The 16,383-nt window shown below is 60.3% G+C and carries 12 protein-coding genes and 1 tRNA gene; 5 read left to right on the top strand and 8 right to left on the bottom strand.

The features are described from left to right. Positions 1-113: 113 nt before the first annotated feature. Genes nspC through MWR57_RS13640 form a run of 3 tightly spaced genes read right to left on the bottom strand, consistent with a single transcriptional unit; the run spans position 114 to position 2,987 of the window. Complete coding sequence (gene nspC, locus MWR57_RS13650) at positions 114-1,274, bottom strand: carboxynorspermidine decarboxylase (protein ID WP_423125376.1); 1,161 nt, start codon at positions 1,272-1,274, stop codon at positions 114-116. A 15-nt stretch (positions 1,275-1,289) separates the two neighbouring features. Then, positions 1,290-1,790: a WbuC family cupin fold metalloprotein gene (locus MWR57_RS13645; RefSeq protein WP_423125375.1), complete on the bottom strand. Its 501-nt coding sequence runs from the start codon at positions 1,788-1,790 to the stop codon at positions 1,290-1,292. Between the two features lie 6 nt (positions 1,791-1,796). Beyond that, positions 1,797-2,987 carry a saccharopine dehydrogenase family protein gene (locus tag MWR57_RS13640; protein ID WP_423125374.1) on the bottom strand — a complete coding sequence of 397 codons (1,191 nt, stop codon included), beginning with the start codon at positions 2,985-2,987 and terminating at the stop codon, positions 1,797-1,799. A 422-nt stretch (positions 2,988-3,409) separates the two neighbouring features. On the opposite strand from MWR57_RS13640, the gene MWR57_RS13635 reads away from it, so the two are divergent. From MWR57_RS13635 to MWR57_RS13620, 4 genes are all read left to right on the top strand, one after another. After that, positions 3,410-3,485: transfer RNA gene (locus MWR57_RS13635), tRNA-Lys, on the top strand. A gap of 241 nt (positions 3,486-3,726) precedes the next feature. Then, positions 3,727-5,295 carry an ATP-dependent RNA helicase RhlB gene (gene rhlB / locus MWR57_RS13630; RefSeq protein ID WP_423125373.1) on the top strand — a complete coding sequence of 523 codons (1,569 nt, stop codon included), beginning with the start codon at positions 3,727-3,729 and terminating at the stop codon, positions 5,293-5,295. Between the two features lies 1 nt (position 5,296). Beyond that, on the top strand, positions 5,297-7,198 hold the full coding sequence (locus MWR57_RS13625; protein ID WP_423125372.1) for an ATP-binding cassette domain-containing protein: 1,902 nt from the start codon (positions 5,297-5,299) through the stop codon (positions 7,196-7,198). 18 nt (positions 7,199-7,216) lie between these two features. Continuing rightward, on the top strand, positions 7,217-7,690 hold the full coding sequence (locus MWR57_RS13620) for a dihydrofolate reductase (RefSeq protein WP_423125371.1): 474 nt from the start codon (positions 7,217-7,219) through the stop codon (positions 7,688-7,690). A gap of 98 nt (positions 7,691-7,788) precedes the next feature. On the opposite strand, the gene ettA is transcribed toward MWR57_RS13620, so the two are convergent. The 5 genes from ettA to MWR57_RS13595 form a co-directional block, all read right to left on the bottom strand. Next, a complete protein-coding gene (ettA, locus tag MWR57_RS13615; protein ID WP_423125370.1) occupies positions 7,789-9,474 on the bottom strand; it encodes an energy-dependent translational throttle protein EttA in 1,686 nt (561 codons plus the stop codon). 342 nt (positions 9,475-9,816) lie between these two features. Then, entirely contained in the window at positions 9,817-11,844 is a 2,028-nt protein-coding gene (locus MWR57_RS13610) for a response regulator (protein WP_423125369.1), read from the bottom strand. Positions 11,845-11,847: 3 nt separating this feature from the next. Further along, positions 11,848-12,282, bottom strand: coding sequence for a response regulator (locus tag MWR57_RS13605; protein ID WP_423125368.1), 435 nt, complete (start codon positions 12,280-12,282; stop codon positions 11,848-11,850). Positions 12,283-12,306: 24 nt separating this feature from the next. Further along, a complete protein-coding gene (locus MWR57_RS13600) occupies positions 12,307-13,854 on the bottom strand; it encodes a sensor histidine kinase (protein WP_423125367.1) in 1,548 nt (515 codons plus the stop codon). A 100-nt stretch (positions 13,855-13,954) separates the two neighbouring features. Continuing rightward, a complete protein-coding gene (locus MWR57_RS13595; RefSeq protein ID WP_423125366.1) occupies positions 13,955-15,169 on the bottom strand; it encodes a GGDEF domain-containing protein in 1,215 nt (404 codons plus the stop codon). Positions 15,170-15,461: 292 nt separating this feature from the next. Here MWR57_RS13595 and MWR57_RS13590 point away from each other — a divergent pair, with 292 nt between their 5' ends. Beyond that, positions 15,462-16,379 carry a nitroreductase family protein gene (locus MWR57_RS13590; RefSeq protein ID WP_423125365.1) on the top strand — a complete coding sequence of 306 codons (918 nt, stop codon included), beginning with the start codon at positions 15,462-15,464 and terminating at the stop codon, positions 16,377-16,379. The last annotated feature ends 4 nt before the right edge of the window (positions 16,380-16,383 follow it).

The raw sequence follows: 16,383 nt of genomic DNA, 5'->3' as shown, positions 1-16,383 counted from the left end.
GGGGTGGGGGTAGCTACAACCTGCCGGGATAATGGCAACTTCCCCCTCTCCCTAACCCTCCCCCGCAAGGGGGGAGGGAATTAATTTGATGTCGATTCAAAAGTTACAAGGCACTAGGAAAGCCGGGACCGATAATCCTCATAGCCAAATGTTCGCACCACATCGCTCTCGCCGGTGCGCGAGTCGCAGACCACGATGCTGGGCAGCCGCACCCCGTTGAAGGTGGTGGTCTTGACCATGGTGTAATGAGCCATGTCGCCGAACACCAGCCGCTGGCCAATGGCAAGGGGCTTAGGAAAGGAATAGTCGCCGATCACGTCTCCGGCCAGGCAGGAAAGCCCGCCCAAGCGGTAGGTGTGGGCAAACTCGCCGGGCTCGCCCGCGCCAAAAAGCACGGGCCGGTAGGGCATCTCCAGAACATCGGGCATGTGGGCCGTGGCCGAGGTGTCGAGGATGGCCGTGTGCATCTCGTTTTCCACGATATCCAGCACCCGGGTCACCAGCACTCCGATGTTGAGGCCGATGGCCTCGCCCGGCTCCAGATAAACCTGCACCCCGTATTTCTCCTGAATCCGGCTGATGGTGGCGCATAAGCGGTCGAGATCGTACCCCTCCCGGGTGATGTGGTGGCCACCGCCGAAATTGACCCATTGCATCCTGCCAAGAAACTCGCCGAATTTCTCCGCAAAGGCCGCAACCGTATGTTCCAACGCATCGGCACCCTGCTCACACAGGGCATGAAAATGCAGCCCCTCGATACCCTCCAGCAGCTCGGGCCGAAACTTCTCGCGCACCACGCCGAGGCGCGAGAAGCGGCCGCAGGGGTTGTAGAGGTCCACATCCACTTCGGAGTACTGCGGGTTGACCCGGATGCCGCAGGAAATCTTCTTGCCTGCCCCAGCCACCCGGTCTTTAAAATGTTGCCATTGACGAAAGGAATTGAAAACCAGATGATCGGCGCAACCGAGAATTTCAGCGAACTCCTCATCGCCGTAGGCCGGGGCATAGACATGCACCTCCTTGCCGAACTCCTCACGGGCCAAACGCGCTTCGGAAAGCGAACTGGCCGAAGCGCCGTGCAGCACCTCGCGGATCTGGCCAAAGAGGCTGAACATGGCAAAGCCCTTGAGGGCCAGGAGGATCCGGCAGCCAGTGCGCTGCTGCACCTGGTCGAGGATGGCCAGGTTGCGGGCCAGACTGGCCCGGTCGCAGACGTAGCTGGGGGTGGGCACTTGGCTCAGGTCACAGTCGATATTGATTACCTTGTGGCTCATTGTTCTCTTCCGGAATTATAGCGTAACCGCCCTGCCGATGGGCAGAGCATGCAGGGCCGCCTCAAATTCGGCTGCGGCCGCCTCGCCCTCCGCCGGAGCCCAGGGGGCGAAATCCTCCTCGGGCAGCACCGCATACGGACCGGGCTTGACCTCCACCAGCAGGGTGCCCACCTCTTCGATGATCAGGGTGTGCCAGACCCCGGCCGGGATCTCCACCCCATAACGCGAGCCGTTTGCCCCGATCGCGACCTTTTCCGTCAACACCCCCGCATCGTCAAAGAGCAGCACCGAACCGCTCCCGGCCAGACAGAGAAAAAGTTCCCACTTCGGAGATTTTCGATGGCGATGGGGCCGGATATAGGTCCCGGGCTCCATATCCACCACCAGCCGCTGCACCGGATCATCCGGGCTCGCATGCAGACAATGGTGCACCCTCCGCCTGGGGATCTTTTGGGCCTCCGCCCGCATCCCCGCATACAGGGAGGTGTCGATGCTCTTTAGCAAGGATTCCCGCACGGCAGCCTAGGCCAGCACCTTTTCCACCCACGGCAACCCGTGGATATTGAGCTTCTCCATGAAGGGATCGGGGTCCAGCTCCTCCATGTTGAAGACCCCTGCGCCCCGCCATTTGCCGGTGAGCATCATCATCGCCCCGATCATGGCCGGCACCCCGGTGGTGTAGGAGATGGCCTGGGAGCCCACCTCGCGGTAGCACTCCTCATGGTCGCAAACATTATAGATGAACATCTTCTTGGGCTTGCCATCCTTGAGCCCCTCCACCTCGCAGCCGATGCAGGTTTTCCCCTTGGTCCGCGGCCCCAGGGAGGCGGGGTCGGGCAGCAGCGCCTTTAAAAACTGCAGGGGGATGATCTCGCGCCCCTCGAACATGACCGGCTCGATCCCGGTCATGCCCACGTTCTGCAGCACCTCAAGATGCTTGAGATAGTTGTCGGAAAAGGTCATCCAGAACCGAATGCGCTTGAGCCCCTTGATATTCTTGGCCAGGGATTCCAGCTCCTCGTGGTACATGAGATAGGCGTTCTTGGGGCCGAGCACCGGAAAATCGTAGCTCTGCTTGATGGAAAGCGGCGCGGTCTCGACCCAGGTGCCGTTCTCCCAGTACTTGCCCTTGGCCGTGACCTCGCGGATATTGATCTCGGGGTTGAAGTTGGTGGCAAAGGGGTGGCCGTGGTCCCCGGCATTGGCGTCGAGGATGTCCACATAGTGGATTTCGTCGAAATGGTGCTTGGCCGCGTGGGCGCAATAGACATTGGTGACCCCGGGATCAAAGCCGCTGCCCAGCAGGGCCATAAGACCCTTTTCCTTGAAGCGGGACTGGTAGTCCCACTGCCATTTGTAGCAAAATTTCGCCTCGTCCGGCGGCTCGTAGTTGGCGGTATCCAGGTAATCGACCCCGGTTTCCAGGCAGGCATCCATGATGTGCAGATCCTGGTAGGGCAGGGCCAGATTGAGCACCAGCTTGGGCTGCACCCTTTTGATCAGGGCCACGGTCTCGGCAACATTGTCGGCATCGACCCGGGCGATCTCGATATCGCGTCCGGTCCGCTCCTTGACGGATTTTTGGATATTTTCGCAGCGGGAAAGGGTCCGGCTGGCAAGGCAGATCTCCGAAAAAACCTCCGGCACCTGCGCGCACTTATGAACCACCACACTGCCGACCCCGCCGGCCCCGATTATCAACACCTTGCTCATGAACGTTCTCCTTTCCTTGTAACTGTTCAGCAGCGCCTCATCTGCTTTGTCATCGACCTGCTCATGTGCAATAGCACACTTCGCAGGCCTCTTTCGCGCATCTGGGGCACTGCTGAGCAGTTACGTTCCGTGGTTTTTTCGCTTTCCGGCTCCGAGCGGGATAGTTCCCCTTTGCTCTGCCATGCTTCCGGCCCACGCCGGAAAAAACCAAATCTAGCCGGGTCACTATACCTGAACCCCTTCGCTTTTGCACCTACCGGACCGGATGAGCACCAAAAAAATAGCTCTGCCGCGATTACAACGGCGGCAGCACACCGCTTTGATTTGTGCGACGGACTTGTGACCTTTTTTCATTTTTGCGCATGCATCCTGGTTGACAAGGCAAAACGGAAGGTGTATATCTTGCCACGACATAAAGAGAAGGGCCGTTAGCTCAACTGGTAGAGCAACTGACTCTTAATCAGTAGGTTTGGGGTTCGAGCCCCCGACGGCCCACCATCTTTTCTCATGAAACCCACGGCGAACCACTTAACCAGCGTGTTCGCCCGCCTCGCCTTTTTTTTCCCATGACCGTTTATCCTGCCCTTGCCCGAAAAAGCTTCTTAAGCGGCCTGGCCAGGTATATTTTTTCGATGGTTCTTCCGCGGAAAACCTTTTGCATTCTCCCAACACATGCCATGGTTCCCGACCAACCATCCGTAAACCCGTCATAATTTGCCATCTCCACTGAGAGGATATTTTGGTAAGAAAAATCATCAATCGCTTCCGTGACAAACTGAAAAAAATCATCACCGGCCGGGCGAAATCCAGCGATCTCGCAGCCCAGCAGGCTCATCCCCATGCCCCCTCCGAAGAGACGCAACGGGGTTCCCGGCGGCGGGGCAAAAAAAAGGAACCTAAGGCCCCCCTCATCCCGGAAAATCTCCGGGCCCAGGCAGCGCTTCCCGAGACCGACCCAACCCCGCCCTGGGACGCCTCGCAGTTTCTGGTCCCCAAGGTCGAGGGCAAAATGCGCTTCCACGACCTTGACCTGCCCAGCGAGATCATGCATGCCATCTCCGACCTCGGTTTCGCCTATTGCACCCCCATCCAGGCCCAAACTCTGCCCCACACCCTGACCGGCAAGGATGCCAGCGGCAAGGCCCAGACCGGCACCGGCAAGACCGCGGCCTTTCTGACCACCATCTTCACCCGGTTGCTGCGCACTACCCCCCCGGGCAAGCGGCGGCACGGCTCGCCCCGCGCCCTGATCCTGGCGCCGACCCGCGAGCTGGTTCTCCAGATTGTCGCGGACGCCCGCGAGCTTACCCAGTACTGCAATGTTGTCACGGTGGCGATTTTAGGCGGCATGGACTACCAGAAGCAGCAGCGCCAGATCACCGAACAGCAGGTTGACATCATCGTGGCCACGCCGGGCCGGCTGCTGGATTTCAAGCGTCAACAATACGTTCACCTCGATCAGGTGGAGATTCTGGTCATCGACGAGGCGGACCGCATGCTGGACATGGGCTTTATTCCCGATGTCCGCCAGATCGTCCACGCCACCCCCAACAAGGACAAACGCCAGACCCTGCTCTTTTCCGCCACCCTGACCCCGCAGGTCATCAGCCTCGCTTCGCAATGGACCACGAATCCGGTAACCGTGGAGATCGAGCCGGAGCAGGTGGTGACGGACACCGTGGAACAGTTGGTCTATCTGGTCAGCAGCCGGGAAAAATTCCCCCTGCTCTACAACATCATCATCCGCCAGAACCTGGAACGGGTGATGATCTTCTGCAACCGCAAAGACGAAACACGCCACCTTGCCGAAAAGCTGGCGCGTTACGATATCCAGTGCGCCATCCTCTCCGGCGACATCCCCCAGCACACCCGCACCAAGACCCTGGAAAACTTCCGGGCCGGCAAGATCCGGGTGCTGGTGGCCACCGATGTGGCCGGCCGAGGCATCCACGTGGACGGGGTGAGCCATGTCATCAACTACACCCTGCCCCACGATCCCGAGGATTATGTGCACCGCATCGGCAGGACCGGCCGGGCAGGAGCCCTGGGTACCTCGGTGAGCTTTGCCGACGAATCCGACTCCTTCCAATTGCCTGATATCGAGGAGTTCATCGGGGCCAAGCTGCCCTGCATCCAACCCGATCCGGAGTGGCTGTCAACCCCGCCCCCTTCCAAGCCCGCGCCCAAAAGGGAATCATCCTCCGCGCCCCGCAGCCGGCCGGGCGGCAGTGGCCCCGGCAGCAGCAGGCCCAGACCCGGCGGAAGACGACCGCCTTCGCGTCCGCAGAGATCCAGAACCTCCTCCTGATATGGCCACGATTACCCTGAAGGACATCGCCTTGAGCTTTGGCGGCCTGCCGCTGCTCAACGGCATCGATTTGCAGATTGAGCCCGGCGAACGGGTCTGCCTGGTGGGCCGCAACGGCGAAGGCAAATCCTCGCTCATGAAGATCCTGTCCGGAGAAATCGAACCGGACCGGGGCGAAATCACCCGACAAAAGGGGCTGCGCGTAGCCCGGCTCACCCAGGAAGTGCCGGTCGGCACGACCGGGACGGTCTACGAGGTGGTGGCCGCTGGCTTAGGCGAGATGTTCGGACTGCTGGCCCGCTACCACGCGGTGAGCCACCTGCTCCAAACCGATCACTCCGAAACGGTTCTGGCCGAACTGGAAGAGGCCCAGCATGCCCTGGATGCGGCCAACGGCTGGCAGGCTCAGCAACGGGTAGAAACCGTTCTTTCCCGCTTGCAACTCCCTGCGGACCAGGAATTCACCTCCCTTTCCGGCGGCCTCAAACGCCGCGTCCTGCTGGCCCGCTCCCTGGTCAGCGAACCGGACCTGCTGCTGCTGGACGAGCCCACCAACCATCTGGACATTGAGGCCATCAACTGGCTGGAGGAGTTTCTTTTAAGCTTTTCCTCCACCCTGCTCTTTGTTACCCATGACCGCATGCTGTTGCAAAAGATCGCCACCCGGATCGTGGAGCTGGACCGCGGCAGGCTGACGAGCTGGCCCGGCAACTTCGCCACCTATCTCCAGCGCAAGCAGGACGCCCTGGATGCCGAAGCGAGCCAGAGCCACAAGTTCGACAAAAAACTGGCCCAGGAAGAGGCCTGGATCCGGCAGGGGATCAAGGCCCGCCGCACCCGCAACGAAGGCAGGGTGCGGGCGCTGCTCGACCTACGCAAGGAACGCTCCGAACGCAGGAATCAGGCGGGCAAGGCCCGCATTCAGATGCAGGACGCCGAACGCTCCGGCAAGCTGGTGGCCTCGCTCAAGGATGTTTCTTTTTTTTACGACGGCGCGCCCATCATCAAAAATCTCTCCGCCACCATCATGCGCGGGGACAAGGTGGGGATCATCGGCCCCAACGGGGCGGGCAAATCCACCCTGCTCAAGCTCATCCTCGGTCAGCTCGAACCCACGCAAGGGTCGATCAGCCTGGGCACCCGCATCGAATCGTGCTATTTCGACCAGAACCGGGAACAGCTCGATCCGGAAAAAACCGTGGCCGACAACGTGACCGACGGCGGAGACACCGTAATGGTGGGCGGGCAACCGCGCCACATCATCAGCTATCTCCAGGATTTTCTCTTTGCCCCGGACCGGACCCGTTCGCCGGTGCGCGTGCTCTCCGGCGGGGAAAAAAACCGCCTTCTGCTGGCCAAGCTGTTCACCCAGCCCTTCAACGTGCTGGTCATGGACGAGCCCACCAACGACCTTGACGTGGAAACCCTGGAGCTACTGGAAGAACTGCTGCTGGACTACCAGGGAACCCTGCTCCTGGTCAGCCATGACCGGGCTTTTTTGAACAACGTGGTCACCTCCACCCTGGTTTTCGAGGGCGAGGGGAGAGTGGAGGAATACGCAGGCGGCTACGACGACTGGCTTGTGCAGCGGGGCCAGACTCCGGCCCCGGCCGCCAAGCCGGAAAAAAGCGAAAAAAAAGAAACGGTCCCGCCTAAAAAAGCCGCGGCCAAAAAGCTCTCCTACAAGGAAGAGCGGGAGCTGGAGGCGCTGCCCTCACGGCTTGAGGAGATGGAAGCGAAGCTGGAAGAGCTGCACCAACAGCTCGGCGATCCAGCCCTGTACCAGAAGGACCCCTCCGCCATCCCCCAAATACAGAAACAACTGGAAGCGCTTGAGCAGGAGTTGAAAAAGGCCTACGGCCGCTGGGAAGCGCTTGAGGCTGTCAAGGCAGGCGAGGCGTAAATTCGTGAGCGCGGCACGATGAAGATCATCCTCATCGCCGCCATGGCCAAGAACCGGGTGATCGGCCGGGGCAACGGTATCCCCTGGCATATCCCGAGCGAACTGCAACGCTTCAAATCCCTCACCATGAGCCACACCCTGATCATGGGGCGCAAGACCTTCGAGTCCATCGGCCGCCCCCTGCCCGGCCGGAAAACCATAATCGTCACCCGCAACCCGGAATATCGCGCCGCAGGCTGCGCGGTGGCCCAAAGCCTGACCGCCGCCCTCGCCCTCTGCCCGGAAACGGAAACAATCTTCATTGCCGGAGGCGGCGAGATCTACCGCGAGGCCCTGCCCCTGGCCGATGCCATCTATCTTACCGTGCTCGACCGGGAGGTGGAGGGCGACACCCTCTTTCCCGAGTTCGCCCCCAACCAGTTCAGCGCAACCTCGACAGAACGGGTGGAAGGACCGGACCCATATACCTTGACGATTTTTTCCCGCTGCTGATCCGTTCTCCAGCCCTGCAACCCCCTCAAAAAACACAAAAACCCCTGGCCGCCCAAACACAGGCAACCAGGGGTTTTTTATTTTCAACCATGCCGAAATCAGGCGCGGGTCAAATGGCGGTACTTGATCCGGTGCGGCTGGTCGGCTGCGTCGCCCAAGCGGGCCTTGCGGTCGGCCTCGTACTCGGAGTAGTTGCCGTCGAACCAGACCACCTGGGAATCCCCTTCAAAGGCCAGCATGTGCGTGGCAATGCGGTCCAGAAACCAGCGGTCATGGCTGATGACCACGGCGCAACCGCCGAAGTTCTCCAGTGCCTCTTCCAGGGCGCGCAGGGCGCTGACATCCAGATCGTTGGTGGGCTCGTCCAGCAGGAGGACGTTGGCCCCTTCCTTGAGCATCCTGGCCAGGTGGACCCGATTGCGCTGGCCGCCGGAGAGCAGCCCCACCTTTTTCTGCTGGTCGGTGCCGGAAAAGTTGAACCTGCCCACATAGGCGCGGGAGTTCACCTCGCGGTCGCCCATGGCAATGGTTTCCTGGCCCTCGGAGATGGCCTGCCAGATCGTCTGTTCCGGGTCCAGCACGTCGCGGGACTGGTCCACATAGGCAAGCTTTACGGCATCGCCCAAGCGGATGGTGCCGGAATCGGGCTGCTCCTTACCGGTGATCAGCCGAAACAAGGTGGTCTTGCCCGCGCCGTTGGGGCCGATCACCCCGACGATGCCGCCAGGGGGCAGGGAAAAGGTCAGGTTCTCGAAAAGCAGCCGGTCGCCGAAGGACTTGGTTATCCCCTCGGCCTCAATGACTATCTTGCCGAGCCGTGGGCCGGGCGGGATGTATATCTCCAGATCCTTGGTGCGCTTTTCCGCCTCTTTGCCCAGCAGCTCTTCATAGGCTTGGATTCTGGCCTTGGACTTGGCATGCCTGCCCTTGGGACTCATGCGTATCCACTCCAGCTCGTGCTGCAGGGTCTTGCGGCGCTTGGACTCTTCCTTTTCCTCCTGGGCCAGCCGCTTTTCCTTCTGCTCAAGCCAGGATGAATAGTTGCCCTTCCAGGGGATGCCCTGGCCCCGGTCCAGCTCCAGAATCCAGCCCGCCACGTTGTCGAGGAAGTAGCGGTCATGGGTCACGGCGATGACCGTGCCTTCGTAGCGCTGGAGATGCTGTTCCAGCCAGGAAACGGTCTCGGCGTCCAGATGGTTGGTGGGCTCGTCCAGCAGCAGGATGTCCGGTTTTTTCAAGAGCAGACGACACAGGGCCACCCGCCGCTTCTCGCCGCCGGAAAGGACATTCACCGGAGTCTCCCCGGGCGGGCAGCGCAGGGCGTCCATGGCCATGTCCAGCCGGGCGTCGAGATCCCAGGCATCCAGGGTGTCGAGCTTCTCCTGCACCACCCCCTGCCGGGCGATGAGCTTGTCCATGGCCTCGTCATCCATGGGCTCAGCGAACTTGTTGTTGATCTCCTCGAACTCGGCCAGGAGATCCACCGCCTCCTGCGCCCCTTCGCGCACGATCTCGATCACGGTTCTCCCCTCGTCCAGCAGCGGCTCCTGCTCCAGGTAGCCCACGGTCAAGCCGGGGGAGATATGGGTCTCGCCGTTGAATTCCTTGTCCACCCCGGCCAAAATCCGCAACAGCGACGATTTGCCCGAGCCGTTCATGCCCAGGACGCCGATCTTGGCCCCATAAAAATAGGACAGGCTGATGTCTTTTAAGATCGGCTTTTTGTCGTAAAACTTGGCGACCCGAACCATGGAATAGATGATTTTATTGGGCTCAACACTCATTGGGGCAGCTCCTTATGATGGGCAAGAGATTTTCAAGGTCAAACGCGCCTCTTGCAAAAATCAAAAAAGTCCCCTCCCCCCTGGCGGGGGAGGGTTAGGGTGAGGGGGAAGTTGGCAGATACCGTGCAGGTTGCAGCTTCACCCACCCCCCTGCCCCCTCCCGTCAAGGGAGGGGATGTAACTTCGAGGAGTTTTGCAAGAGCCTTACAATTTCAGGCGCAAGGATAGCATAGAGCGGGAAAATCTTCACTTTGAAAAAAAGCGCTTATCCGTGGAGTACAGGGAGGGGAATGGGGGGGGGAAGAATTCCCATTAACACGCCGCCGAGCACCGGGAAAATTCCTAGCACTGATCCAGAAGCTCCCGAATGGTGGCGGCAAGGTGGGAGATATCCACCGGCTTCATGATGAAACGGCGAATCCCGATTCGGACGGCTTCCTCTTCCGAGGCCTGGGAACTGAAGCCCGAGGAGAGAATGATGGGCAGATTCGGCCGGATCGCCAAAAATGCCTTGGCCAGTTCCAGGCCGGAAAGATGGGGCATGCTCTGATCGGTCACCACCAGATCACACCCCTGGGGATCATTCCGGAAGGCGGCCAACGCCTCCTCGCTGTCGGCAAAGAGCCGCACCTGATAGCCGAGACGTTCGAGGGCGAGTTTTTCCATGGCCACGATGGCCTGTTCATCGTCTATGACAAAAATACGCTCGCTGCCTTTTTCCGATGGGGCGCAGATTTTTCCGGGCGCCTCCTCCCCTGCTTTTTCGGCAACCTGCGGGAAGAGAATCCTGAAGGTCGTGCCCTGGCCGGGGGTGCTCGCCACGGAAATCTTGCCGCCGATCGCCGTTACCAGGCCATGCACGATGGCAAGCCCCATGCCCACACCCTTGCCTTGCTCCTTGGTGGTAAAATAGGGTTCAAAGATATGATCCAGCACCTCTTTTTCCATGCCATACCCGGTATCGCTCACCACCAGCAGCACATAATTCCCCGGCGCCAGTTCATGGGGCTGCGCCTCTTCTTCCGTCAAGGCCGTATTTTCCAGGAGCACGCTCAGGGTGCCGCCTTTTGCTTCCATGGCATGGGAGGCGTTGGTACAAAGGTTCAGGACAATCTGGTGTATCCGGGTTGGATCGGCGAGGATGGCCTGGCAATCCGGGGCTATCCGCTGCTGAATCTCGATGGCCGCGGGGATGGAGGCCCTTAGCAGCTTGAGCGCCTCCTTGACCACGCACTGGATGCGCATGGGCTTCATTTCCTGCTCGCCCTTGCGGCTAAAAGCGAGGATCTGCTGCACCAACCCCTTTGCCCGGTAGGTCGCCTTGAGCACCTCGGCAAGACAGAGGTCCGGCTCGCTTTGAGAAATCATTTTCTGCTTGGCCAGTTCGGTATAGCCCAGAATCGCGGCTAGGATATTGTTGAAATCGTGGGCAATGCCGCCGGCCAGGGTGCCGATGGCTTCCATTTTCTGAGCCTGCCGCAACTGCGCCTCAAGCGCGTTTCTTTCTTCCTCCTCCCGGAGACGCTCCAGTTCGGCGGAGGCCTTGACCGCGACAATCTCCATGATCTCGGGAAGCCTTGCCGCGGGCAGCATCTCTCGGGTTGAAAAAATATTGAGCACCCCCAACACCTTCTGTCGCGTATCCCGCAAGGAAATACCCACGCAGCTTTCCGCCCCCAGCTTGGCAAGTTCCTTGTCCTCGGGGAAAAGACGGCGGAGGTCCCGGGCATAGCTTATGTAGGTATCCTGCACCACCCCTTCGCAGGGCGTTCCGGCCAGGGGATAACTGAGGTTCTCCTGCTTCTCGCGGTGCCGGAAGAGCGAAAGGGTCCGCACCTGTCCATCGGTCAGCAGACCAACGAGGCCATGCTCCGCCCCGAGCCAATCGCAGAGGCCATCGATGATCCGATCAAAGCACTCCGTGCCCGTGGCGCCCACCATCCCCCGCACCAAGGCATCGATGGCCCTGTCCGCCTCCCGTGCCGCCTTGCGGTTTTCCGCCTCCCGCAATCCCCGGATAACGGCGGGAGCCAACCCGGTCAGCTTGTCCTTCATCACATAGTCGCAGGCCCCGGCCCGCATCATCTCCACGGCGGTTTCTTCGCCCACCGCCCCGGAAACCAGGATAAACGGCAGATCAACCCCCTTTTCCTGCATGAGCTTGAGCGCAGCCATGCCGTTGAACCGCGGCATGGAATAATCGGAAAGAATCAGGTCCCACTCCTGCCCGGCAAGGCACGCCGCCATGGCATCGGCGGTATCCACCCGCTCGTGGCTCGTCGTAAACCCTCCCTGGGCGAGCGCCCGCACCACAAGGATCGCATCATCCTCGGAATCCTCCACCAGCAACACGCGCAGCTTTTCGGCCATGGCTTACACCTTCACCAGGGGAGGCGATTGATTCAGCACCAGCCAATACAAGCCCAGTTGCCGGATGGCCTCGCTGAACTGCAGAAAATCCACGGGCTTCCGGATGAAACTGTTGGCCCCCAAAGTATAACTTTTAAGTTTGTCCCGCTCCTCGTTGGAGGTGGTGAGGATGACCACGGGCAACAACTTGGTCCGCTCGTTTGCCCTGATCTTTTCCAGCACTTCCAAGCCGTTTATCCTTGGCAGGTTGATGTCAAGCAGGATAACCTCGGGCATGAGGGCCAGATCACGCCCCGCATGCGCACCCGTGCCAAAGAGAAAATCAAGGGCTTCCACGCCGTCTCTGGCCACAACCACCTCATTGAGGATGTTGTTCTTCTTCAGGGCGCGGAGGGTCAGGGCCTCGTCATCCGGGTTGTCCTCTACCAATAGAATCATATTCGTCCTCATGCGCGTACCGCCTTACACGGAAAAATAAAAAGTCGCCCCTTGCCCCACCTCGCCCTCGGCCCGGATAGTACCGCCATGCCGGTGGATGATCCTTTGCACCGTGGCCAAGCCGATGCCGGTGCCTGCAAACTCCTGGAGAGAGTGCAAGCGCTGGAAGGCGCCGAACAACTTGCCGGCATAGGCCATATCAAACCCTGCCCCGTTATCCCTTACAAAGAGGAGAGCCTTGCCGTCTTCCTCCTTCCGGCCAAAGGTAATCCGCGCCTTTTCGGTTTTGGCGGTGAATTTCCAGGCATTGCCGAGCAGATTATCCAGCACCGCCCGCAGCAAAATAGCGTCCCCAAAAACCCGTATGCCGGGGGTGATCTCAAAGGCAACCCGACGTTCCGGCGCCCCGCGCCGGAGCTCTTCGGCGATCTCCCCGGCCATGCCGCTGAGATCGACCTCCTGCCGGCGGATCTCCCCCCTGGATAGGCGGGAAAGCTGCAACATATCGTCGATTAGCTCGCCCATCCGCAGGCAGCCTGCCCGCACCCGGCCGAGGTAGCCCTTTGCCGTCTCATCAAGCTGTTCGCCATAATCCTCCAGCAGAGCCAGACTGAAGCCGTCGATGCCGCGCAGGGGGGCGCGCAGATCGTGGGAAACCGAGTAGGCGAAGGCATCAAGCTCTTTGTTGGCCGCGGCGATCTGGGCAGTGCGTTCCTCCACCCGGTTTTCGAGTTCTTCATTGACCTGGCGCACCTCTTCCTCGGCCCGGCGGCGCTCAACCACCTCCTGCTCAAGCTCATGGGTCCGCGTCCGCACCATCCCTCTGAGACGACCGTTGAAAAACAGCAATCCGGCGAGCACCAGCAACCCGGCAAAGGAAGAGCCGAAAACAATGTAGAGGAGGAAATACTGCTGTTCCAAGGGCGCCCGGATCGATTCAATGGCCCGGATTTCACCGGCCTTCTCGTTAAACCCGCCCAACCCGGGATAGAGCGCCTGGAGACCGAGGGGCGCATCCTCCCGGTTGCCATGGCATTTCATGCATCGCTGCTGGTTCACCAGAAAGGGCAGGGCGACAAAAAGATAATCCTTATCGCCGATCCGGACTATCTCCCGGTAATCTTTTATCTCCTTGTTTTCATTGAACATCCGGATGAGTTTTTCTTCCAGCGCGTCCGCCTTGTTCACCGGATTGCGCGGGTTGCGAGCAGCCATCTTGTAGTAAATCTCTTCAAGGCCCGCAGCCTTGCGCTCCTCGTTATATGCCTTGTGCTGGTTCCTGACGATGAAGGTCGAAGAAAAGATTTCCGGGGCGTAGAACGTGTCGGCGACCAAACCTTCCGCTCTCAGCTTGTAGAAAACCGGATGCATGACTTCCTGAATATACCGGTGCAGGCCTTTATGGGTGAGGAGTACGGCCTGGATGTTTCTTTCCGCCTCGTTGAGCACATAGAGCCGGGCAAGATGGTACAACCCCGTGGCGGCAACAATAGTGACCCCCAGCACCACCACGGCTATCTTCCAATATTGACGGCCTGGCGGCGAAACACTGCTCCGAGACTCGGCTCCCATGGCTTTCTCCCTGAAAAGGTGATTCCATTATAGGGGTGGGTTCCCGGTGAAGTCAAACAAAGAAACCGCGCAAAAGAAAAGGGTTAGGACAAGAACTCCCTCAACTGGACACCCGGTTGCGCCCACCTTCCTTGGCCCGGTACAGCGCCTGATCCGCCGCCTTGATCACACCCTGGGGGGTTTTCCTGGTTGTGTCGGGCTGGGCCATGCCGATGCTGATGGTGAGCGAAACTTTTTTCCCGGAGCCTCCCCCTTTTTGCCTATTATTCTGGGTCTTGCCGGCCCGTCCCTCGCTTCGAACCGTAAACCCGGCCTCGGCCACGTTCCGGCGCAATGCTTCCAGATGGGGCTGGGCCTCTTTCAGGGTTTTACCCGGAAAGAGGACGGTGAATTCCTCCCCGCCATAGCGGAAGGGACGACCTCCGCCGCCGACCCTGGCGAGCAATCCAGCCACCATGGCCAGCACCTGATCGCCCACGTCATGGCCATACCGGTCGTTGAATTTTTTGAAAAAATCGATATCCACCATGGCCACGGTATAAGTGTTGCCCAGCTTGAGCAACGCCTCGTTCAAGGCTCTCCGCCCGGGCAAAGCGGTCAGCTCATCCCTGAAAGCCATGCGGTGGGCCGCCTCAATGGCGGCAACAATGAGGATCAGTGCGGCCACGCTGAAAAGAAAGGCCTGTTGCGCGGAATTCCCGGCCAACAGGGCAGAGAGCGAACAGAGCATGGCCCAGAGGAAGCCATGATCCAGCACATCGCGGTGGCGATACAAACGAAACAGCAGGACCAGGGCAACAAGAACCCAGAGAACTAGGGTTGGGGAGGGCAATCCACCGGCCAGGGGCAGGACAATGGCCATACCCTCCAGTTGCCGCACGATCAAGGGGCCGCGCACCCCATAGAGCCCGAGCAGCAGGAGGGGCTGCAACAAAATAAAACCGAAACGGCGCAACCCCTGGCCGGTGACAAGGCCCCGTTCCCGCCAGAAGGAAAAAAGAAGCAGATTGAGGGGCAACGCCAGCAGGACCATATGGAACACATACCTGGCCAGAAGCTGGTCGATCTGACCGGCCCCGCCGTAACGGCGAAGGAGCAGATCGGCCAGGAGCACCACCAGCACCGCAAAAAGCAACCGGCTGCGGTTGAAGCGCCAACCGAAAAAAACAGCGATCAGCCCCAGGGCGGGGGGAAAAAGCCAGGTGATCCCGAACAACCATCGGGCCAAGCCGCCGTGCTGCAAGGCGGCCAGCGCCGCGGCCAGCATAAGGCCGCCCGGCGCCAGGTACAGGAAAAACCCTTGCCAGAAATGCATGTTTCCTCCGGGGGGTGTTGCTCGTCAAAACACAAAAGTCCCCTCCCACCTCGGGGGGAGGGCTAGGGAGAGGGGGAATAGCTGTCACCTCAAATGTTGCATTTTCCCTCTCCCCCGACCCCTCTCCCGCAGGTAAGCGTAGACTCCGAGCGGGCGAGGGGAGTAATTTGGGCAGCCTTGTGCGATTTCGCAAGAAAATCGACGTGTCCTGAAACTATGCGTCCCCGAACTTTTCGTCAACTACAATGCGAACCCTTCCATTTTTTTGCAAAGCAGGGCATGATGGACAATCATGACAGACCACCACCCCAGGCCGCAAGGCCCAAACATCGACCAGGAAAAATGCACCGGCTGCGGTCTCTGCCTTGCGGTCTGCCCGGACCGGACCCTGTCGCTGTTGGGGGGCAAAGCCGTGGTCAGCGGGGAGCGCTGCCTGGCCTGCGGTCATTGCCGCGCCGTCTGCCCGACTCAGGCCATCACCGTGCCGGGCCTGGAACCAGAGCCTGTGTTCCAGACCTTTACCGCCGACAATCGCTACCTGGCTCCCGGCCAGGGAGACCCCGCCCAATTGGTCCGGATCATGCTTTCCCGCCGCTCCTGCCGCAACTACTTAACTCGCGCCCTGGACCCGCAACTGCTGGAAGACCTGGTCCGCATCGGCACCACCGCTCCCTCCGGCACCAACAGCCAGGCCTGGACTTTCACCATCCTGCCGAATCGACCGGCGGTGGAAAGGCTGGGCTCCCTGGTGGCCGCCTACTTTGCCAAACTCAACCGGTTGGCGGCAAATCCCGTGCTGCGCACCCTTCTCCGCCTGATGGGCAAACCGGCCCTGGCCAATTACCATCGCCGCTACCATGCGACCATCGCCCAGGGGCTGCGGGAATGGGAGGAGCAGGGTCGCGACCGCCTCTTCCACGGAGCGCCAGCCGCCATCATCGTCGGTTCGCACCCCGGGGCGAGCTGTCCTGCGGAAGACGCCCTGTTGGCCACGCAGAATATCCTGTTGGCCGCCCACACCATGGGGCTTGGTTCCTGCCTGATCGGCTTTGCCGTGGCGGCCATGGCCAAAAATCCCACAATACAGCGGACCCTGGGCATCCCCGATGACGAGGCTATCCATGCCGTCATCGCCCTGGGCTATCCGGCCGAGCCGTACCAGCGGCTCACCGGCAGAAAACCGCTGACCCCACGATATTTCACCGGATAAATCT

It is taken from the genome of Hydrosulfovibrio ferrireducens, assembly GCF_046883345.1.
Taxonomy (GTDB): domain Bacteria; phylum Desulfobacterota; class Desulfobulbia; order Desulfobulbales; family Desulfurivibrionaceae; genus Thiovibrio; species Thiovibrio ferrireducens.
This window is presented reverse-complemented; position numbering and strand designations above follow the sequence as displayed.